Consider the following 19971-nt stretch of genomic DNA (forward strand, 5'->3'; position numbering starts at 1 on the left):
AATAGAGTTGCGCAACTGTTTTGCGATTTTCTGCGGCAGTTAACAAAAGTATCCACCCCATGAATGATAGAATCCAACCAAAATAACGCTACAAATGTTATTTAAAACACAAAACAATTCTATATCCGTGAGGATCAAAACATGAATCTTAAGCTGCAGCTCAAAATACTGTCGTTCCTGCAGTTCTGCCTCTGGGGAAGCTGGCTGACCACGCTCGGCTCATATATGTTCGTTACCCTGAAGTTTGACGGTGCGGCCATCGGAGCGGTTTATAGCTCGCTCGGTATCGCTGCGGTATTTATGCCGACGCTGCTTGGTATCGTTGCCGATAAATGGATCAGCGCCAAATGGGTTTACGCCATTTGCCATCTGGTCGGCGCGCTGACGCTGTGGCTCGCCGCCCAGGTCACTACGCCGGGCGAGATGTTCCTCGTCATCCTGCTTAACTCGCTGGCCTATATGCCGACGCTGGGGCTGATTAACACCATTTCCTACTACCGCCTGCAGTCTGCGAACATGGATATCGTGACCGATTTCCCGCCGATTCGTATCTGGGGCACCATCGGTTTTATCCTCGCCATGTGGGGCGTCAGCTTCTCCGGCTTTGAGCTGAGCCATATGCAGCTCTATATCGGCGCGGCGCTCTCCTTGCTGCTGGTGCTCTTCACTCTGACGCTGCCGCATATTCCGGTGGCCAATCAGCAGAAAAACCAGAGCTGGACCGCCATGCTGGGCCTTGATGCCTTCGCGCTGTTTAAAAACAAACGTATGGCGATCTTCTTTATTTTCTCGATGATGCTTGGCGCCGAACTGCAAATCACCAATATGTTCGGCAACACCTTCCTGCACAGCTTTGATAAAGATCCGCTGTTCGCCAGCAGCTTTATCGTGCAGCACGCCTCGGTGATGATGTCGATTTCGCAGATCTCGGAAACCCTGTTCATTCTGACCATCCCGTTCTTCCTCAGCCGCTACGGCATCAAGAACGTGATGCTGATTAGTATCGTGGCGTGGATGCTGCGCTTCGGCCTGTTCGCTTACGGCGACCCGACTCCGTTCGGCACCGTGCTGCTGGTGCTGTCGATGATCGTTTATGGCTGCGCCTTCGACTTCTTCAATATCTCGGGGTCGGTGTTTGTGGAAAAAGAGGTTCGCCCGGAAATCCGCGCCAGCGCCCAGGGAATGTTCCTGATGATGACCAACGGTTTCGGCTGCATACTTGGCGGGATGGTGAGCGGCAAAGTGGTGGAGCACTTTACCGTCGAAGGGATTACCGACTGGCAAACCGTATGGCTGATTTTCGCCGGCTATTCGCTGGTTCTGGCGTTTGCTTTCGTCGCGCTGTTTAAATACAAGCACGTTCGCGTACCAGCCGGTGCGCAGACCGTCGTACATTAAATAAACGGCTTCACCCGAGATGTACGAATAAAAAAAAGCGCCCCGGTGATATCAACGGGGCGTTTTTTTATGCTTTCAGCACATAACCATACAGACGCTTAATGCCGTCAGCGTCCGTTTCGCTATAGACCCCCTGGAGCTCCGGCGAGAAGCCCGGCAGCATATTGACGCCCTCCTCCAGCGCCAGAAAATAGCGCAGCACCGCCCCGCCCCAGATTTCGCCAGGCACGACGCACAGCACGCCCGGTGGATACGGTAGCGCGCCCTCCGCCGCAATGCGCCCTTCCGCTTCGCTTAAGCGCACCAGTTCGACGTTACCGCGAATAAACTCGCGGTTGGCGTCCTGTGGGTTCATGACCGCCCGCGGGAAGCTCTGCTTGCGGAACATCTCTTTTTGCAGATCCTTCACCTCAAAGCTAACGTACAGGTTATGCATCTCCTGACACAGCTCGCGGATGGTGTAGTCCCGATAGCGCACCGGGTATTTGTTAACGATGCTCGGCAGAACCTCGGCCAGCGGCGTATCCGATTCGATATGCTGCTCAAACTGGGCAAGCATCGCCACCAGCTGCGCCAGCTTCTCCGCGCTTTCGGCGGGGGTCAGCAGAAACAGAATAGAGTTCAGATCGCACTTCTCCGGCACAATGCCGTTTTCGCGCAGATAGTGGGCCAGAATGGTCGCCGGGATGCCAAAATCAGTATATTCCCCGCTCTGCGCATCGATTCCTGGCGTCGTCAGCAGCAGCTTACAGGGGTCAACGAAGTACTGTTCGCTGGCATAGCCCTCAAAGCCGTGCCAGCGCGCGCCCGGTTCAAAGCTAAAGAAGCGCCGCTCGCGGGCGATGGTTTCGGTGGGGTGATCCTGCCACGGGCGTCCCGCGACCATTGGCGGAATAAACGGCTGGATCATTTTGCAGTTAGCGATAATCGCTTTGCGCGCGTCAATACCCAGCGCTACGCATTCGGCCCACAGGCGGCGCCCGCTTTCCCCTTCATGGATTTTGGCATTCACGTCAAGAGCCGCGAACAGCGGATAAAACGGGCTGGTCGAGGCATGCAGCATAAAGGCGTTATTCAACCGCTTATGCGGGCAAAAACGCGCCTGCCCTCGCAGATGGTTATCCTTTTTATGGATCTGCGAAGTTTGAGAAAAACCGGCCTGCTGTTTATGCACCGACTGAGTAACAAAAATGCCCGGGTCATCCGGCGTCAGGTCCAGCAGCAGCGGCGAACAGTCGGCCATCATCGGGATAAACTGCTCGTAGCCGACCCAGGCCGAGTCAAACAGGATGTAGTCGCACAGGCTGCCGATTTTATCGACCACCTGGCGGGCGTTGTATACCGTCCCGTCATAGGTTCCGAGCTGGATCACCGCAAGGCGGAACGGGCGCGGCGTATCGGCTTTTTCCGGCGCCGTCTCGCGAATCAGATCGCGCAGGTATTTTTCATCGAAGCAGCGATCGTCAATCCCGCCGATAAAACCGAACGGGTTGCGCGATGCTTCGAGATAGACCGGCGTCGCGCCTGCCTGAATCAGCGCGCCATGATGATTTGATTTATGGTTGTTACGGTCAAACAGCACCAGATCGCCGCGGGTCAGCAGCGCGTTAGTCACCACTTTGTTCGCCGCCGAGGTACCGTTAAGGACAAAATAGGTTTTATCGGCGTTGAAGACCTTCGCCGCGAACTTCTGCGCGTGTTTGGCCGATCCTTCATGAATCAACAGATCGCCAAGCTTAACGTCGGCGTTGCACATGTCGGCGCGAAAGACGTTCTCACCAAAGAAGTCGAAGAACTGCCTCCCCGCTGGATGCTTCTTAAAGAAGGCGCCGTGCTGATGGCCAGGGCACGCGAAGGTGCTGTTATCCATCTCTACGTACTGAGTCAGCGTATCGAAGAACGGCGGCAGCAGGTTCTCTTCATAGTCGCAGGCGGCGGCTTCCAGTTCGAGCCACTCCTGCTCTTTGCCGCTAACGATGGCCGTCACGCCTTCTGGTTTTTCGTGCTCAGCTTCGCTGAACAGATAGACCGGCAGGTTAAAGCCCGTGCGTTTCAGCAACGCAAGGATGCCGCTGCGGCTGTCCGCCACGGTAATGACGACTGCCGCCACATCGGTAAAATCAGTACTGTCCAGGGCCACCACGCGACGGTGGGTGGACAGGTGGGATACCAGCTCGCGGCTGGCGGCAATGTGCATTGATTTCATGAGCGCGGATACCCGTTTCCGGAGAGTAAAAGGCTTAGGCCAGGGCATCTCTGCTCTGGCCAACGAACTGTCAGGGTCTGGCTGGATCCCAGCTCCGACCGCCAGACATCAGTAAAAGCAGACCGCGTCCGATCTTACTGTTGTCCTGCAGTGAGCCTGCGTTACGCTCACCGCATGACGGGCAGAAGTTGCAGAGTAAGGGTAGCAAGACGAGGCAGCCTGCGCATCTGTACGCAGCGGCACTGGTGATGTAGTGGCGATGTCGTCATCCCGGCGGCCTCATTCAGGGGAGGAGAAAATTCGCGCAATCATGTCACCTTTAAATGTACCGTGCAAGATGAATTACGTATGCAGCGACCCCACGGATGCGCAAGCCTTTTGGCCAGCTTCGCGCCATAATAATGCAGTCATTAGGGATAATTAACAGGAGTCATACTTTGGTTACAGGGCCATTTATTAACGCCGGTGCGGTCCTTCTGGGCGGCGTACTTGGCGCACTCTTAAGTCAAAGATTGCCGGAACGGATTCGGACATCAATGACCTCTATTTTTGGGCTGGCGTCGCTGGGCATCGGTATTCTACTGGTGATCAAATGCGCCAACCTGCCGGTGATGGTGCTTTCAACGCTGGTGGGCGCGCTGTTCGGCGAAGTATGTAATATGGAGAAAGGCATTAATACGCTGGTGAGTAAGCTTCAGCAGCTGCTTTCGCCAAAAAAGGGCCAGATAAAGAGTTCGGCGCATGAGTCGTATATTCAAAGCTACGTCGCGATTATCGTCCTGTTCTGCGCCAGCGGAACCGGGATTTTCGGCGCGATGCGCGAAGGAATGACCGGTGACGCCAGCATTCTCATTGCCAAAGCGTTTCTCGACTTCTTTACCGCCACCATTTTCGCCTGCACCCTGGGGCTGGCGGTCTCGGCCATTAGCGTGCCGATGCTGGCCATCCAGCTGGCGCTGGCGGCCTGCGCATCGTTGATTATGCCGTTGACCACGCCGATGATGATGGCGGATTTCAGCGCTGTCGGCGGGATGCTGCTGGTTGCCACCGGTTTGCGCATCTGCGGAATTAAAATGTTCGCCGTGGTGAATATGCTGCCGGCCCTGGTGCTGGCGATGCCGATTTCGGTAGCCTGGACGGCGTTTTTCGCCTGAAGATGCGTGCTTTTGACGCAATGTGGTGATAGATTGTCCAGTCTGCTGCGAAACAGATAAATTTCGTTGACGAGGTGCGGCGAATCAGGTTTAATGCGCCCCGTTGCCCGGATAGCTCAGTCGGTAGAGCAGGGGATTGAAAATCCCCGTGTCCTTGGTTCGATTCCGAGTCCGGGCACCACTATTTAAAGAACCCAGCCTATGGCTGGGTTTTTGCTTTTCTGCGAGCGGACTCTCCATCGAACTCCGTTCGATTATTCGCCGCACGGCGGCTCACCCCTTCGGGGCCAGCGCGACAAGCGCGCTGTTCAACGCCTGCGGCGTTAGTCCGAGTCCGGGCACCACTATTTAAAGAACCTGCCCACAAGGCGGTTTTTTGCTTTTGGGGAGCCAGCACTAGCTTCCCTTCAAAGTCCCCTCCCCCTCTCTGCCAGAAAAAATTCATTGCCAGGGATTTTGCCTGCCCCACGCTCTCTCGCATCAATTGCCTGAGCGTAGGTCCGCTTGTTTTGCGGGAAAAGCCTTATCACCAGCGTCGTTGAAAAAATAAGCTATTTGTCGGTTAGTAGGGAAAGATAAAAAAAAGCCGAAGAATTTTAATAAACTTATAATGTGGCGTATTTCTCAGATTGTTTATGAATGAGTAAATAAATTAATGCCTATTAAAATGCAAAAAAAGCACTACCGACAATTATTATTTCTGGCGTAAGCAGCAAAAGGAATGAAGATGCTGAGTAACGGAGCAAAAGATTATAAAGCTAAGCTATTTGAAAATCATGATGAAAATATTCATTTTCTTTTGAATACCCCACACTCCCTTCAGCGCCAGGTCTGGGAGTCTGCAGCCATAAAGGCAACACTACCTGCGGGTGTGTGCATCGAAACGGTTAACGATACAGAGATAACTGCGGAATGGATTTCATATCCCGATTCGATAAATACCAGGATTATTCTCTATTTCCACGGCGGTGGAAATTCTCAGGGATCGTGTCTGACTCACAGAAAACTCGCTGCCTGTCTCACACAATATTTTGGTTGCCGAACTCTGGTACTGGAATATCCTCTGGCGCCAGAAAATCGATTTCCTGCGGCCTTATTAAATTGTCATCAGGCCTATTTATGGCTGCTTGCTAATGGTTATTCAGCAGAGGACATTATCCTCGCGGGAGACTCCAGCGGTGGTGGACTGGTCATGTCGCTTTTACTCCTGTTAAAACAGCATCAAGATCCTTTGCCGGACTCGTCTGTTCTGCTGTCTCCCATGTTAGATTTCACACTTTCTGGTAAGAGCATAACGCTGTGTAAGGATCTCGATCCGCTGCTTTGCATAGAAGACCTGATAATGACCGTGAAATACTACTGTTCGGACAGTGAACGAAGCGATCCTCTTGTCTCTCCCCTGTTTGGTGATTTGTCTGGACTTCCTCCCGTATTTATTCAGGTGGGAAGCGAGGAGTTATTGCGCGATGATGCATTACGCCTCTCCCGATATGCTAAAAAGGCTGGGATGCAAGTTGAGCTTGAGATATGGGACGGGCTCTGGCATGTATTTCAGTCATCGGTGGGAAAGGTACCTGAAGCGGATGAGGCGTTACAAGCCGTAGCTAAATTTATCCGAAGCAGAGAGTCATTGTCGTGAAACGTGGCTCTCAACAATACTATGCGCCCCCATAAAATATACGCGATTTTGTGACTCTCTATTTAGAGGCACAACGAAGGTGGTCCATCTCTTTCTCTGACTGACAGCAGATACCTCTTCCTGTGCCTCTTATCCTGCCCGATAATACCTCTACGCATAATCAGTTGTCCTTGTTATTTAATAACTCGCCCACAGCCGGTAGATTTCAGGCGTCAATAAAGATCAACCTGCTCGAGGATTTCCAGGGTTTTCGGTAGCGCGTCACGCCATGGTCTACAGTCGCCAGGCTTAATATTGGGTTTGTTTTTACCATGAAAGTCACTGCCGCAGGTCGCCAGCAGCGATTTATCCTGCGTGTAGTGATAAAGTTCGCGACATAGCTCCTCATCATGATAGCTGGAGAACACTTCCACGCCGCGTACGCCAAGTGGCAACATCTGTTCAATCACCGCCAACGGCTTTTCCTTCACGTTAGCGCCGATATGCGCAATGACCGGAATGCCGCCGTTGTCGATTATCAGCGCCGCCATCTCCGCCATCGGCGGCAATTCCACCGTCACCTGGCAGGGTTTGCCTCGGCCAAAAAAGTCCCAAAAAAAGTTAATTAACGGCATATCGCTGCGCGCATTCCCCGCGCGGTAAGGCAGCAGCAGATCATGATTCAGGTTGCGCGCATCCTCTAAAATAAGTTCTGCCATCTCCTCTTCCTGCGGGACCCGATCGCCGGCCATGGCATACAGGCGATCTTCATCAAGCTGGAACCCCAGCGCCCGCAGTTTCTCCAGCTTTAGCGGCGTCGCGGCAGTTTCCAGACGAAGGAAGTTGTGTTCGACGGCGTCAAAATCCCGGCTGTCTCGACGAAAACCGTAGCCCAGCAGATGATAATTATTGCCCGCAAACGCGCAGTCGATTTCAATCCCGGTCATCACGCTTACGCTATTTGCTCTGCCATAGCGAATAGACTCCTCAACGGATCGCGCCGAGTTGTGATCGGTTATCGCCAGGGCCGCAAGATTCGCCGCTTTAGCCATGGTAAGCAGATCGCTGACGGGGAAATCGGCATCGTTGCTATATGCCGAATGCATGTGCAAGTCGATTAATTTCATGACTTCTCCTTTAAAAGTTTTAACATTACGCCGCTGATCGCCTGCTTTGCCCTGTTGAATCGCCGATGGTTAACGGATAGCTTTGTTTTTCAGGAAGCTAAAGTCCGTTAACGGCCCCTGGAACAATCAGGCACATCGCTTATGGCAACACACGTTCAATCCTCAATAGAAATAGATTCTTCGCAGAAAGAGGAATATGGTCTGAGGTTATTATAATTTCGAGAGAAGCGAAGTCGGCTATCTATCTTTTTCACTAACATATCGGTGGACTCTTCATTCAGGAGTTTGCAAACGTGCCGGGTATCGAGGCGCAGAATTCTGCATGCCTCAAGCGTTGGGCAGAAATTCATAGAGTGGAAAGTAATTTGCTTCTCAGTTCTGTTCACCACGGGCATTTCAACCTCTGCAGCGTGGAATCGCGTTATAAGTAAGCGGTGTGCGGTATCTAACAAATGGCTATCGCCAATATTCAACCCGGCTTTATTTTGGCAGAACCATGCAGTACGGCGGGCAATGGAATCCGCGTTCAGCGCCTTAAGGTCTTCATCGGTTGCGTTGCGCAGATGATTAATTTCGCTGCGAACGTCAGCACGATAGAGAATTGCACATTCCCGCTGCAGAATACCTTTATGAACAATAACCTCTATGCCCGCCTTATCAAAAGCCTCGACGCACTGAAATGCAATCCGCCGCCGCCCTTGAGCAAGTGCATCCTGAATAGAAAAACCAAAAGCTATTTCGCTTATCCCGGACCAGGCGATGGCAAATGCGCACATAGGACAAGGCTCACTGGTGGATATCAGTATGCCCCCGTTTAAATTTTTGCCAATTTTTTGGCTGGCAATTTTAATCGCGTTGATTTCAGCATGTGAGGTTGCGTCTCCCTCTGTTTCCTCATAGTCATGCGCCGCCGCAACCATCTCACCATCCTTGATGATAACGGTGCCAAAACCTTTATTCCCCTCACACAAACTCTCTTCAGCTTCACCAATGGCAACACGCATCCAGAATTCAAGTTCCATAACCCCATTCATAAAACCACATCCCGCAAGTGAATTTATTTATGGCACCTGGTGACAAGTGCTATACGCTGCGCAAATAGATAAGATGATTAATACGCATGAGATTAGTAAAGCACTAATCACAACCACGATATAATGACGCAAATCAACGTTAAGATTATTCCAAGCACATTAAAAGACGATTATTATTTAATAAGGAATTTTCCAAATGTTATTTATATCTTATCAGACACCTCAAGAAAATCACACAACTCCTTGTTTACTATAAGTTTTACCATTTAATATGAGTAAATAAGAAAATTTAAGACGAGATAAGTTTGAATTTCTGAACAATCAGATATAGTCATTGAATACGACACATCATGAGTGAAATGCTTACGGGAGTTATCATGGCTATCTTCATCATCAGCAATAACCAGTATCTTCGAGATGGCATTATCTGTGTCGGACAATATAACGCGATGGAAATCAAAAGCTGTCAGTGTGACGACCCGCAACTCGATCGTTTAAACTATGAAGATATTGTTATCCTGCATCTGAGTTTAGAAAACAAATGCAACGCCAGCAAACTTTCCTCGTTAAACCAGCGATGCAAAGTATTACTGATTCTGAGTTCGTCGCAGCATGCACTCATCTGTGATGCAGATACCGTGATAAATGCTAAAGCGCCGCCGGAAGTCATAATGAAAGCGCTCCGCTGCCTGATCAGACGGGTTAAGTGTAAACCGACCAAAAACCAGCGCTTAAGCAAAATTGAAAAAATCATTCTCAACAAAAGCCTTGAAGGTAAAGATACGCATGTTATCGCTGAATCTCTATCGCTCACCAGTAAGATCGTCAGCAATTACAGATATGTGGCCTGTCGAAAAATTGGCGCAGGGAAGCTAACTGATTTACTCATTATAAAAGACCATTTAAAGGACGATTATGCCAGATAATTGTGGATGATAAGCAAGCCTGACTCATCATCCATACCGTTAATTAGCACAATACAGTAGCGGTCGTGACCCAATTTTTATCAGAAAGCTATGCTCATTTTGCTTTGAAATAATATAGCTTATTTTTTCATTTGGATAAACGTAAAAGTCAGGCAGGATGCTGGCCAGGAACTCATCCGACACGGAGTCAATGTTACCGTATCGGTTTATTTCTCTGGAGTGGAAATGGTGAGTTTCATGATTTTTGACCATATCATAGATGACATCTCTTCTGATATGGCCCTGCAGTTTCCCGCCATCCAGATAGCTACCGCTGACCGCAACGGTACCCTTACCTTCAGCAAGTGAATACATGAAATTTAAGGTCAAATTAGTTTGTGTATTATCCTTGAAGACCACGAGCGATGCCGTACACTCTTCCTTATGATGTATTTTATCGTTCACAAAATTATAGATCCCCCCTGCCAGAGCGCCAGAAATAAAAAAGCCAATCACAATTTTTATTCTATTCATGTACAATTCCACGAAAAGAGAGAGTAACACATCCGGCAGAAGCCTTCGCGGTGTAGCTTTTCCTGCAAATAAACACTATAAAACCTGGAGTCATCTGCGACATGGAAAAATAAACAAAGGGATACTTCTTACAGTCCAGTCCGGATTTGAAAATCAAAGACTTATAACTATTAAATTTATCAATGCTGGCATGATTATCATCTATGGTATAAAAATGACAACCGCGATCGCTTTCAACTAATGTATAGCTGCTAAAAAAGGGCTTTTCATCATTAAAGTGCCAGAGGTAATGCAGAGAAAAAAAGCCCGCCAGTAAACTCAATGCCATAATCAAGAGTGTGACAGCCTTTGAGCGGGCGTTTTTCTTATCAGCCGTATGCACGGTAGCCACAGATTCAGTGGTTGCTTTTTTTCCCGCAACGCTATCCTGCACCGCGAGAGATGCATCAGCAGAACCTACTGAATCTAAAGATATTTTTTCACGTTTTTCAATGTTAACGTTGGCATTGATATGAAAACCTTTACGCGGCACCGTCACGACTAATGAGTTATCCGTTTCTCCGACATCGCGCAGTCCGCGCCTGACAATCGATATGTTTTGATACAAGGTATTTGCAGGAACCAGGATCCCCTCATCTTCCCAAACTTTTTTAAAAAAAGTCTGCTGGCTGACCAGCTCCGGTGAGGCTTCCAGTAAAAGAACAAGACAGTGGCTTGCCGGAGCCGTCAATGTGACGCTCAGCGCCGGGTTTTTCAACGAGATTAACCGCTTATTTTCAGGCCAAAATTCTATATTTTTGTTTATGATCCAATACATATGCTATTCGCGGTTGATATGTTAAAAGAGGTTAAAAGGGTAAAGAGGTGATCAGTGTAGCTGGAATTACATGCATTATAGCTAATTATATGATTGAAAAAACATATGTGACGTTTTAATTTTTAATGCTGAGTCTTTTCGGCTGTCGAACTTCACCAAAAACGTCCGCGCCCATAAACGTATTAGCCGGGTCATGGTTAAAAATTTACGGAACGTCGTGATTAAAAAAGTGGGTTTAAAAAGAATAAACCCTGCAACTACAATCAGTTATTGCCCAACTAAGGTGTTTTTTATCAGTCCCGTCGGCGTGTTAGCGCTAATGGTCAACGCTATCCTTAGCGTCAAAAGAACATAGCGCCCGGGCGTCGATCTTTTTTATCCCCGTTAAGTCTATTGTTTTTTACTGTCGGGAGCCCGTGGCTCCCTTCTGACTGGATATAACAAATATTTATCATTCCAGCCTGCCACGCTGAGGGGAAGCGTCAGCACAGCATAAGTTAAGCACGATCCTTACCTCTTCTTTATTCATTATCGCCAACCTTATCCGGGAATTTTTCATGTAATATCTGAATTCACACCCGGTAAATATTCGTTATATCTTAGCTATGTTATGCTCTATTTTTAAAAAGGAGATGCTATGTTTTCTTATATTATGCTGGGAACCAATGACCCTCAAGCTTCCTATAAATTTTATGCGCCTTTGATGCGCGTGCTTGGCCATCCTCTCGATGGGCGTAGCGAAAAAGGCGCCGCATGGGGAACGTTCAAAGATAATCATACTACCGGATTATGCGTTGGAATGCCGTTTGATAATCTCCCCGCCACCCGAGGTAATGGCGTCATGGTTGCATTGAATGCGGTATCCGTTGAAATGATCCAGGAACTTTATAGATTAGCGATTGAGAATGGTGGCGAAGATGAAGGCCCACCGGCTTTTCGTCCGCACTACGGCGCTGATTTTTACAGTGCCTACGTTCGCGATCCTGACAAAAACAAAATCGCTTTTGTTTTTTACGACCCGGCAAAAAAAGCGATGGTTTAAAATCAGTTCATCCGAATAAAATGCCTATTCGTGTGATAGCGATTTATTTTAGCGGGTCAGCAAGCCGGGAGGTCGATGCAATGGCTTCCCGGTTGAACAGCGAAACGGCGCGCCCCTGTCAATTACAGAAGAGGCGACATCGATTAACGGCAGGCAATCGCATCAAGCTGAAAGAGCATACCTGTGGCCCCGCCAGCATGGGCAAACTCGGTTTGAATTGATTTTCTGGCGGGATAATGGCCGTTGAATCGCTGACGCATGACTTTTTCCATTAATGGGATATTCCATACGTCGCGAAACAGAGCATCAATTTTTACGACTGACTCCAGCGTCAGGCCGATAGCGTTAAGCCTTTCGCTCAAATTATCGAAAGCGCCATTTATCTGTTCCTCGATGGGCTTCCCGATGTTACCAATACAATAACCCACAAAGACCAAACCACAGGATTCGACCACTCCGGATATTGCCCAGCTTTCATTAATTTCGTGCCTTATAATCTTACTCATCATTGATCCTTTTAAATTTTATATGACTGAAAGCCAAAATCAGGTCACAATTTGTGAGTGCATGGCAAAAACGCGCGTCCCGTGACGTATCATAAAAAAGCCATAGCGTAATATCCTGGTTTTCCTGTGTCAGGGATAAACCCGGGACGTGAAGGTAAAATACAGTTTTCTCAAGGAAATCATCTCATTTAATGCTAAAAACTGTCACGTGCTGCTACATGAAATACCCTTAAAAAACCTTAAAGGTTCTTAAATACATTTAAAACCCTAAAACAGAACATCACAACAGATTGATTAGAAAGAACATTATCGATTTCATCCCTCGCTATTAAAATAATAACAACAGGTATTATGAAATATTAATAAACAGTCAAGACAAGGCACCTTGTTAATATCCATTTAAATTAAGCGGAATTTTTAAACAAAATTACAACATAAAACCCAGGACAATAACCTGTAATAAAGCCCGCCCTCAACCGCCCCCCCCTGTGGTTCGATAATAAAAAACCAGATAAATGAAGAGGTAATGTTATTAAGCATTTTGATAAGTACGCTTTGTGCCGTTTTTAACCGGCAGCAAAAAGTCATGCTGCAGCTTTTATATGCCGGGATAGGGATTTTTCCAGGCGTAAATCATGAACGTTCAAACATTCTTAATAAGACGTTTTCAGGTGCATAGAAATAACGGAATCGTTATGTTGTTACCCAAGGCCATTCATGTGATATGGCTCTGTGAAACTTTATAGCAATATGCGCCGAATGACTTCGGTAGCTTATATTAAGGATAATGATGTATGAAAAAATTATCAGCAGTTGCGTTTGCATTTGGTCTGTTATCTGTGTCTGCATCTCAGGCACTGGCTGCAGATGCCACCGTTAACTTCAGCGGAACCATTCTTCAGGAAGCCTGCAGTGTAGACACTTCTGACAGTACTGTGAACGTTCCGCTAGGCACCTACGGTGTTGCTCAATTTCCGACGGTAGGAACAACGACCCTCCCGGTTCCTTTTTCCATTAACTTAACGGGTTGTCCGGCATCAGGTGGTCCGACTGCCGCGCTGGTGACCTTTTCAGGGGCAGCGGATGCGGCAGGCGACCTGGCGCTGACCGGCGGCGGCGCAACCGGCGTATCTATTAATATCAAAAAGGCTGACGGCACCAATATCGATATTAACTCTACCGATTTAGGTATTGCGCTGACTAGCGCCGCGACCCAACAGCTCCGCTTTACGGCTAATTACATCAGTACTGCGGCTTCTGTCACCGCAGGCGTTGCTAACGCCGTAGCCCAGGTAAACATCTCGTATATGTAATTTTTGACATACAGCGGAGGTGGTAACACCTCCGCTACCGGAGTATTAATGAAAGCGTTACTTGTTTTATCTTTAATGACGTCATGTTTGACTTTTTCAATAAATAGTCATGCGGCGGTTTCGGTCGGCGGGACTCGCCTGGTTTTTCATGGCGATGAAAAAGAAGCATCGATTACTGTAAGCAATACGAACAAGGGCATTCCCGTTCTTATTCAGTCATGGGTGGACGAAGGGGAGAATAGCAAAGCTAAGGCCCCGTTTATGATTACCCCACCATTATTTCGTCTTGAGCCAGGCCAGGACAATACTTTGCGCGCGGTCTTCACAGGTACAAACCTTGCGCAAGACCGCGAGTCATTATTCTGGCTAAACATTAAGACTATCCCTTCAGTTAAAAAAAATGAGGTACAGGCTAATACATTGCAGCTGGCGATCAAAAAAAGGCTGAAATTTATTTATCGTCCTTCAGCTGTGAAAGGTTTACCTGAAGAAAGCGGGGATAAACTTATCTGGAAAAAAGTCGGTAACCAGATCCAGGTGACTAACCCAACGCCGTTTTATATGAACTTCAGCGTCATTACGGTGGGCGGAAAGATATTTAAACCCACCTTACCAGAACAGACCTATGTGGCACCAGCAACAGAACGACTATTTACTATTCCCGCAGGGGCAGTCGGTAACACCGTTAGCTGGAAAATAATTAATGATTACGGTACGAGTGGCAAAGAGTTCCACTCAAAATATTAATTTTTACTGATCACATCTGATTAATAGGTATGGGATTTTGCGCCAGTTCAATTTCAATATGAAATATACATGCCTCTTGATTATGTCTGCGCTATTCAATGCTCCAGCCATATCGTTTGCAGATGAGTTTTTTAACCCTGCTTTGCTTGAGGTTCGCGAAGGGGATGGCGCGCCGACGACAGACCTCTCGGTATTTGAAGTCGTCAATGGGCAGCCAGCAGGAAACTACCGTGTAGATATCTACGTCAATAACGAAATGGTGACCGCAGATGCCCGCGATGTGATGTTTTCAAAGAACAAGGATGGAAAGCTGGATCCCTGCGTCACCCTGGCAGAACTTAGCCAATGGGGAATTGATATCGCCTCATTTCCAGAACTTGCCGTCAATGATAGCGAATGCGCCAATCTTGCGGGTATACCGGATGCATTTGCCGACTTTCAGTTTAACCGCCAAAAGCTGAATCTGAGTATCCCTCATGCGGCAATGAATACGCGCAGCCTGGATGAAGTGCCCGTTGAACGTTGGGATGAAGGTATTCCAGCCCTCCTCCTCAATTACAACATGAATAGCTATCAGAGCCGATTTAAGGGTGCAGAGACTTATGAGAGCACGTATTTGAACCTGCGTCCCGGTCTCAATATCGGTCCCTGGCGTCTGCGCAACTACACCACCTTTGAGCATAGTAATCAGAGTGGAAGTAAATGGGACAACGTCTATAGCTATCTTCAGCGGAATATTATCTCTTTGCGCAGCCAGCTGACGTTAGGCGACAGTTCAGCACCAGCTGATGTCTTCGATAGCGTGCCGTTTCGTGGTTTTCAGATGGCCTCGGACGACGACATGCTGCCTTCCAGCGTACGTAACTACGCGCCTGTGATTCGAGGGGTTGCCCGCAGCAACGCCCTGGTCACCATCCGTCAGAACGGCTACGTGGTCTATGAGACCAAAGTGGCGCCGGGGGCGTTTGAGATCTCCGATCTGGCCTCCACCGGGGGAGCAGGCGATCTTGACGTGACCATCAAAGAAGCCGACGGCAGCGAGCAGCACTTGCGCATCCCCTACGCATCTTTGCCTGTTCTACAGCGTGAAGGTAAGTTTCGCTATAGCGTAACGGGCGGTCAATTCCGCTCCTACGATACTCGCACGGAAAAAAACCTGTTTGTTCAGGGGACCGGAATTTACGGCCTTCCATGGGGCTTTACGCTCTACGGCGGCGTGCAAAACGCAGGCAATAAATATCAGTCATATGCGTTAGGTGTGGGTAAGAATATCGGTAGCTGGGGCGCCTTTTCCGCCGACGCCATCCATTCCCGCTCCATCTCGACCGATACCGGCAGGCAACAGGGCCAGTCGCTCCGGGTACGCTATAGCAAAAATTTCCTGCAGACGGGAACGAACTTTACCATCGCCGGCTATCGCTACTCCACCTCCGGATTTCGCTCGCTGGAAGAAACGCTGGGGACTTACCGCAGCGATAATAACATTCCTTCTTATATCACCGATCGCCGGCGCAACCGTGCAGAGCTGTCGCTGAATCAGGATCTTGGCGATAACTTTGGGGCGTTGAATGCATCCTTGATTAGCGAAGATTACTGGCAGAAAGAACGTAACAGCCTGTCGGCAAACCTGGGGTATTACAAAAATTTCAACGCGATTGGTATCAGTCTGAACTACTCCTGGAACCGGAATACCGGACTGTATGGCCATGCCGAACAGGATAATGTGGTCTCCTTTGAAATCAATGTGCCGCTGGATAAATTCCTCAACCGGACATACGCCTCATACGGGACAACCCATGCGAGTGGAAACGGGACCAGCCACAACCTGCGACTGAATGGTTCAGCCTTTGAGGATGCCAGTCTTGACTGGGGGATAAACGCGACGCACGCCGGGCGCAGCGAACAACAAGTCGTCGGGGGCAACGTCAGCTGGAAGGCAAGCTACGGAACGTTAAATGGTTCCTACAGCCGCAGTCGCGACAGTCAACAGCTGGGGTATGGCATAGCCGGTGGGGTAGTGATTCATGAGAATGGTATCACGCTGTCCCAATCGCTGGGTGAAACCATTGGGTTAGTTAAGGCTCCTGGCGCTGAAGGCATTGGCATCAATAACTACGCCGGTATCTCTACGGACAGCCGGGGCTATGCGGTTGTTCCTTATCTGACCCCCTATCGCCGCAATGATATTAGCCTGAATAGCAAGACCCTGCGGAACGATACCGATATCACCTATATGACCAATAAAGTTGTTCCCACCCGCGGGGCTATCGTCAGGGCGGAGTATAAAACCGCCATTGGCCACCGTGTCCTGATGACATTAACGCTGCCCGGCGGCAAACCGGTCCCCTTTGGCGCAATGGCGTCACTGCTTAAAAGTGAAGAAAACGCGTCAATTGTCGGTGATGGCGGAGAAGTGCTGCTGAGCGGTTTACCGCAAAAAGGGACGCTGCAGGTGAAATGGGGGAATGGCCAGGGGCAGGAAACCGCCTGCCGGGCGGATTATATAGCCCATAAATCTGCTGGCGCGTCCGGTCTCTGGAACGCGACGAGCGTCTGTCAATAATTCTGCGCCCTTGGGCGAAGTAAATAGCACTCCTTACGAGGAAGAACAGAATGAAGTGGTTTGTTTTTATGTTCGTTGCCATCGCGGCAACGCTGATGGTCACCCCTGAGGCCAATAGCGGATCGTTTGATCCGGTAACCGGCGCTTATACTACGGATCCGATAACCGTCACGCTGACGCCAAAGACCGTTACGGCCAGCGCGTCGGTAATTCCTAACGGTGAAAAAGTTCTCCTTAGCACTACTACGTCTGCCGCACGAGGAGGCTTGTTGTACTGGGGAGCGCATACCTACGCCACTGGGAGTGCCGCTATTGCCACATCAGCCGCCGCTGAAATTAATGCCGAATTAGCTTGTACAGCAACCGCCAGCGGAACTTCTCTTACCGTAAACGGATGTTTTAGCTTTTTAGATGCTGACGTACTCTATATGGGGAAAAGCGCCTCTTGTAAATCCTTTTTTAGTGCATCGAGTAATGTAAATTCTTTAACGATTTTTGGCGATTTTGTTGGGCTTAATTTTGGCCCTGGTACAAGCTCTGTCCAGTTGAACAAGACAGGTATAATAGACGTCAATACGACCTCTTTCACCTATCCAAGTATGACTCAAAAAGCAAGTTACACCTGGCCAACTTTCGATATCAATCTGGAGGCGACACTATCTGCCAAAACGCCGCCTTATACCTATCTTTATTGCAGCGTATTGCAAGGTGGTGTCTCCAGGCTGGACAATGGGACTGCATTTCCCCTTTCTTTTACGATAGTGCCTGCGACCAGTAAACCCGCTTATGCCCCGACGATTAGTTACTCGCCGGCACTCCCTATCATCAATACTACCACCGTAAATATCCGCAATATTGCCGCGATTGATATTCTCCCCGGGACGGTATTTAACACTGGAACTATCTCCGCCTGGCGCACAACCTATATGGAACAACCGCTTACCGTAACCGGGCAGGGCAATGTAATCCGCCCGTTTATGATTAACAGTACAAGAAACTTTAACGTTCTTGAATCCTGGACCTGCGCGACAACAGGGCAAATCGATTTTCGAATAATGCGCGACAATACCAACGCCAACGTCTGTTCGGGCGCCACCTATACCCACCCCGTGCAGACGCCACAGTCGTTGACGGCACAGTGGAAAGCGCAAAGTTCGAGCGCCTCAGGCGCCTGGAGCGCCAGGGCTACAGTGACCTTTACGCTGCCCTAGAACATTGGCTTAATCGTTAACGCCCGGCATCGCTTTATACTGGCGATGCCGCCGATGGCCAGAGCGCGCCCCGCCTGTCGCTCAAAGAGAGTAATCCCGACACGGCGGCCAGCAATGACCGCCGCGCTGCGTTTAAGTTACATCCAAAATAACATGCTAAATCCGGTCAAAACGACGATACAGGCAATATTCAAAAACAGGCCGGCGCGCATCATCTCCTGCTGCCTGATATGGCCGGTGGCGAAAACGATAGCGTTTGGCGGCGTCGCCACGGGCAGCATAAAAGCGCATGAAGCCGCAATGGCAATCAATACCGACAGAATCACAGGCGACATGCCGAACGCTTCGGCCACTGAGGCAAATACGGGAATAAGCAAAGCGGCGCTGGCCGTATTACTGGCAAACTCGGTCAGAAACACCACGAATGTTGCAATCACCAGGATAATAATAAATATCCCCATATGAGCCACCATCCCGCTAATCTGGTTTGCCAGGAACAGACTGGTACCCGTCTCTTTCAACACATTACTTAAGCAGATACCGCCGCCGAATAATAACAGCACGCCCCAGTCAGCCGTTTTCTCTATATCCTTCCAGTGAACTACCCGAGCGAAATTGACTAATATAATGGCGCCTAAAGCCACAATGGTATCGAAGGATTTAAAACCGCCCAGCAGATCGTTAATGGGTCCGCTGAAAATCCAGAAGAATACGGTAAGGCCAAAAATAGCCAGGGTGACTATTTTGCCTTTATCCCAATCGACCTGTTCACTATTCGTTTCGAAGGTCCCCTTAAGTTCCGGCCTGAACACGAGGTAAAGAATCGCAATAGCGACTGGCAGTAAGACGATCATTGCCGGGAAACCGAACTTCATCCAGTCAAAGAAGGAGAGCCCCACCTCAGCGGCGGCAATCGCATTCGGTGGACTGCCGACGATGGTCGCCATTCCGCCAATGCTGGCGCTATAGGCAATCCCCAGCAGCACAAACACATAGGTCGAATGGCTGTTTTTGCCATCGACTTTACTCAGGATCCCCAATACCAGCGGCATCATCATTGCGGCCGTCGCCGTATTACTGATCCACATTGACAGCAGCGCCGTCACGCCAAACAGCATAAAGACCGCGAGGCGCATTTTGCCCCTCGCCATCGCTAATACTTTATCGGCAATGACTTTATCCAGCCCCTGCACATGCATCGCCGCCGCCAGAGCAAAGCCGCCGAGGAAAAGGAATATCGTAGAGTTAGCGAAACTGTTTAGCGCCGCCTGGGTATTAAATACCCCCAACAGCACGGCCATGACGGGAACCATTATTGCCGTAACGGTCACGTGCAGCGCTTCCGTTAACCATAATACGGCGATAAAAGCGAGCATACTCAGTCCCATGACCACCTTCGGCTCATAGGGTAGCGTGTTGTAGAGAACGATAAACAGAACAATATCGAGCAAAATGATGATGCTGTTACGATTAAAAAACCACTCGTGGGTATTGGTAGGTAAAGGACTCATGTCGTTTTTATTCATAGTAGCTTCCTTGTAACTGGTTACGACTGAATCATTACATGTATATGTCTATCAGGTATAAATTATGTTCCTGTTCTGTTAACTGGATCGTACCAGACAATTTCCCGGCTGAATGACACCCAGGTCAGGATATTTCCGGAAAGAGGTTCCTGATATAGACGATTTATTGAAGCGAGCAGGCCGACTTTATTAGCTTTAATTTCCTGCACCTGAATTTAGATCGTTGGCTACTTTGCCGGTATACGCGGCATTGATAGTTTCACCAACACC

16 protein-coding genes and 1 tRNA gene are annotated in these 19971 nt (G+C 49.1%); 10 read left to right on the forward strand and 7 right to left on the reverse strand.

Going from position 1 to position 19971, the window contains the following annotated elements:
* The first annotated feature begins 141 nt into the window (after positions 1 to 141).
* On the forward strand, positions 142 to 1398 hold the full coding sequence (locus tag ABLV12_RS07030; RefSeq protein ID WP_016807921.1) for a nucleoside permease: 1257 nt from the start codon (positions 142 to 144) through the stop codon (positions 1396 to 1398).
* A gap of 67 nt (positions 1399 to 1465) precedes the next feature.
* Here ABLV12_RS07030 and ABLV12_RS07035 read toward each other — a convergent pair whose 3' ends face one another.
* On the reverse strand, positions 1466 to 3604 hold the full coding sequence (locus tag ABLV12_RS07035) for an ornithine decarboxylase (protein WP_160886231.1): 2139 nt from the start codon (positions 3602 to 3604) through the stop codon (positions 1466 to 1468).
* Between the two features lie 437 nt (positions 3605 to 4041).
* Between ABLV12_RS07035 and ABLV12_RS07040 the strand changes: the two genes are divergently transcribed.
* The 3 genes from ABLV12_RS07040 to ABLV12_RS07050 all read left to right on the forward strand — a co-directional run bounded on the left by ABLV12_RS07040 (position 4042) and on the right by ABLV12_RS07050 (position 6397).
* On the forward strand, positions 4042 to 4758 hold the full coding sequence (locus ABLV12_RS07040) for a DUF554 domain-containing protein (RefSeq protein ID WP_004115404.1): 717 nt from the start codon (positions 4042 to 4044) through the stop codon (positions 4756 to 4758).
* A 105-nt stretch (positions 4759 to 4863) separates the two neighbouring features.
* Positions 4864 to 4939: transfer RNA gene (locus ABLV12_RS07045), tRNA-Phe, on the forward strand.
* A 546-nt stretch (positions 4940 to 5485) separates the two neighbouring features.
* Positions 5486 to 6397: an alpha/beta hydrolase gene (locus ABLV12_RS07050; protein WP_348866940.1), complete on the forward strand. Its 912-nt coding sequence runs from the start codon at positions 5486 to 5488 to the stop codon at positions 6395 to 6397.
* Between the two features lie 212 nt (positions 6398 to 6609).
* Here the strand turns inward: ABLV12_RS07050 and ABLV12_RS07055 are convergent, their stop codons facing one another.
* Both ABLV12_RS07055 and ABLV12_RS07060 read right to left on the reverse strand, forming a co-directional pair.
* Positions 6610 to 7503: a PHP domain-containing protein gene (locus tag ABLV12_RS07055; protein ID WP_070556273.1), complete on the reverse strand. Its 894-nt coding sequence runs from the start codon at positions 7501 to 7503 to the stop codon at positions 6610 to 6612.
* Between the two features lie 155 nt (positions 7504 to 7658).
* Positions 7659 to 8525 carry a nucleoside deaminase gene (locus ABLV12_RS07060; protein WP_228262641.1) on the reverse strand — a complete coding sequence of 289 codons (867 nt, stop codon included), beginning with the start codon at positions 8523 to 8525 and terminating at the stop codon, positions 7659 to 7661.
* Positions 8526 to 8914: 389 nt separating this feature from the next.
* Here ABLV12_RS07060 and ABLV12_RS07065 point away from each other — a divergent pair, with 389 nt between their 5' ends.
* Positions 8915 to 9463, forward strand: a complete 549-nt coding sequence (locus tag ABLV12_RS07065; RefSeq protein WP_004105759.1) for a LuxR C-terminal-related transcriptional regulator — start codon at positions 8915 to 8917, stop codon at positions 9461 to 9463.
* Positions 9464 to 9502: 39 nt separating this feature from the next.
* Here the strand turns inward: ABLV12_RS07065 and ABLV12_RS07070 are convergent, their stop codons facing one another.
* Positions 9503 to 9976 (reverse strand): hypothetical protein, encoded by a 474-nt coding sequence (locus tag ABLV12_RS07070; RefSeq protein ID WP_004105761.1) that lies wholly within the window; start codon positions 9974 to 9976, stop codon positions 9503 to 9505.
* Positions 9969 to 10793, reverse strand: coding sequence for a transcriptional regulator (locus ABLV12_RS07075; protein ID WP_004105763.1), 825 nt, complete (start codon positions 10791 to 10793; stop codon positions 9969 to 9971). Before ABLV12_RS07075 ends, ABLV12_RS07070 begins: the two co-directional genes overlap by 8 nt.
* A gap of 637 nt (positions 10794 to 11430) precedes the next feature.
* Between ABLV12_RS07075 and ABLV12_RS07080 the strand changes: the two genes are divergently transcribed.
* A complete protein-coding gene (locus ABLV12_RS07080; protein WP_004105765.1) occupies positions 11431 to 11835 on the forward strand; it encodes a VOC family protein in 405 nt (134 codons plus the stop codon).
* Positions 11836 to 11978: 143 nt separating this feature from the next.
* Here the strand turns inward: ABLV12_RS07080 and ABLV12_RS07085 are convergent, their stop codons facing one another.
* Positions 11979 to 12344, reverse strand: coding sequence for a RidA family protein (locus ABLV12_RS07085; RefSeq protein ID WP_224314498.1), 366 nt, complete (start codon positions 12342 to 12344; stop codon positions 11979 to 11981).
* Between the two features lie 791 nt (positions 12345 to 13135).
* On the opposite strand from ABLV12_RS07085, the gene ABLV12_RS07090 reads away from it, so the two are divergent.
* The 4 genes from ABLV12_RS07090 (at position 13136) to ABLV12_RS07105 (ending at position 18175) form a co-directional block, all read left to right on the forward strand.
* A complete protein-coding gene (locus ABLV12_RS07090; protein WP_064397081.1) occupies positions 13136 to 13654 on the forward strand; it encodes a fimbrial protein in 519 nt (172 codons plus the stop codon).
* Between the two features lie 48 nt (positions 13655 to 13702).
* Positions 13703 to 14401 carry a molecular chaperone gene (locus tag ABLV12_RS07095; protein ID WP_064397082.1) on the forward strand — a complete coding sequence of 233 codons (699 nt, stop codon included), beginning with the start codon at positions 13703 to 13705 and terminating at the stop codon, positions 14399 to 14401.
* An 82-nt stretch (positions 14402 to 14483) separates the two neighbouring features.
* Positions 14484 to 16964 (forward strand): fimbria/pilus outer membrane usher protein, encoded by a 2481-nt coding sequence (locus ABLV12_RS07100; RefSeq protein WP_077266537.1) that lies wholly within the window; start codon positions 14484 to 14486, stop codon positions 16962 to 16964.
* 50 nt (positions 16965 to 17014) lie between these two features.
* Complete coding sequence (locus ABLV12_RS07105; RefSeq protein ID WP_187416161.1) at positions 17015 to 18175, forward strand: hypothetical protein; 1161 nt, start codon at positions 17015 to 17017, stop codon at positions 18173 to 18175.
* 137 nt (positions 18176 to 18312) lie between these two features.
* Here ABLV12_RS07105 and ABLV12_RS07110 read toward each other — a convergent pair whose 3' ends face one another.
* Positions 18313 to 19701 (reverse strand): DASS family sodium-coupled anion symporter, encoded by a 1389-nt coding sequence (locus ABLV12_RS07110; RefSeq protein ID WP_348866942.1) that lies wholly within the window; start codon positions 19699 to 19701, stop codon positions 18313 to 18315.
* Positions 19702 to 19971 lie beyond the last annotated feature (270 nt).

Source organism: Klebsiella sp. CN_Kp100 (assembly GCF_040065315.1).
Classification (GTDB): Bacteria; Pseudomonadota; Gammaproteobacteria; order Enterobacterales; family Enterobacteriaceae; genus Klebsiella; species Klebsiella oxytoca.

Excerpts from the sequence above, each read along its gene's own strand:
- ABLV12_RS07070 (WP_004105761.1), bottom strand. The coding sequence starts at position 9,976 with ATGAATAGAATAAAAATTGTGATTGGCTTTTTTATTTCTGGCGCTCTG.
- ABLV12_RS07055 (WP_070556273.1), bottom strand. The coding sequence starts at position 7,503 with ATGAAATTAATCGACTTGCACATGCATTCGGCATATAGCAACGATGCC.
- ABLV12_RS07100 (WP_077266537.1), top strand. The coding sequence starts at position 14,484 with ATGTCTGCGCTATTCAATGCTCCAGCCATATCGTTTGCAGATGAGTTT.
- ABLV12_RS07105 (WP_187416161.1), top strand. The coding sequence starts at position 17,015 with ATGAAGTGGTTTGTTTTTATGTTCGTTGCCATCGCGGCAACGCTGATG.
- ABLV12_RS07095 (WP_064397082.1), top strand. The coding sequence starts at position 13,703 with ATGAAAGCGTTACTTGTTTTATCTTTAATGACGTCATGTTTGACTTTT.
- ABLV12_RS07065 (WP_004105759.1), top strand. The coding sequence starts at position 8,915 with ATGGCTATCTTCATCATCAGCAATAACCAGTATCTTCGAGATGGCATT.
- ABLV12_RS07035 (WP_160886231.1), bottom strand. The coding sequence starts at position 3,604 with ATGAAATCAATGCACATTGCCGCCAGCCGCGAGCTGGTATCCCACCTG.
- ABLV12_RS07075 (WP_004105763.1), bottom strand. The coding sequence starts at position 10,793 with ATGTATTGGATCATAAACAAAAATATAGAATTTTGGCCTGAAAATAAG.
- ABLV12_RS07085 (WP_224314498.1), bottom strand. The coding sequence starts at position 12,344 with ATGATGAGTAAGATTATAAGGCACGAAATTAATGAAAGCTGGGCAATA.
- ABLV12_RS07110 (WP_348866942.1), bottom strand. The coding sequence starts at position 19,701 with ATGAATAAAAACGACATGAGTCCTTTACCTACCAATACCCACGAGTGG.
- ABLV12_RS07080 (WP_004105765.1), top strand. The coding sequence starts at position 11,431 with ATGTTTTCTTATATTATGCTGGGAACCAATGACCCTCAAGCTTCCTAT.
- ABLV12_RS07090 (WP_064397081.1), top strand. The coding sequence starts at position 13,136 with ATGAAAAAATTATCAGCAGTTGCGTTTGCATTTGGTCTGTTATCTGTG.
- ABLV12_RS07050 (WP_348866940.1), top strand. The coding sequence starts at position 5,486 with ATGCTGAGTAACGGAGCAAAAGATTATAAAGCTAAGCTATTTGAAAAT.
- ABLV12_RS07060 (WP_228262641.1), bottom strand. The coding sequence starts at position 8,525 with ATGGAACTTGAATTCTGGATGCGTGTTGCCATTGGTGAAGCTGAAGAG.
- ABLV12_RS07030 (WP_016807921.1), top strand. The coding sequence starts at position 142 with ATGAATCTTAAGCTGCAGCTCAAAATACTGTCGTTCCTGCAGTTCTGC.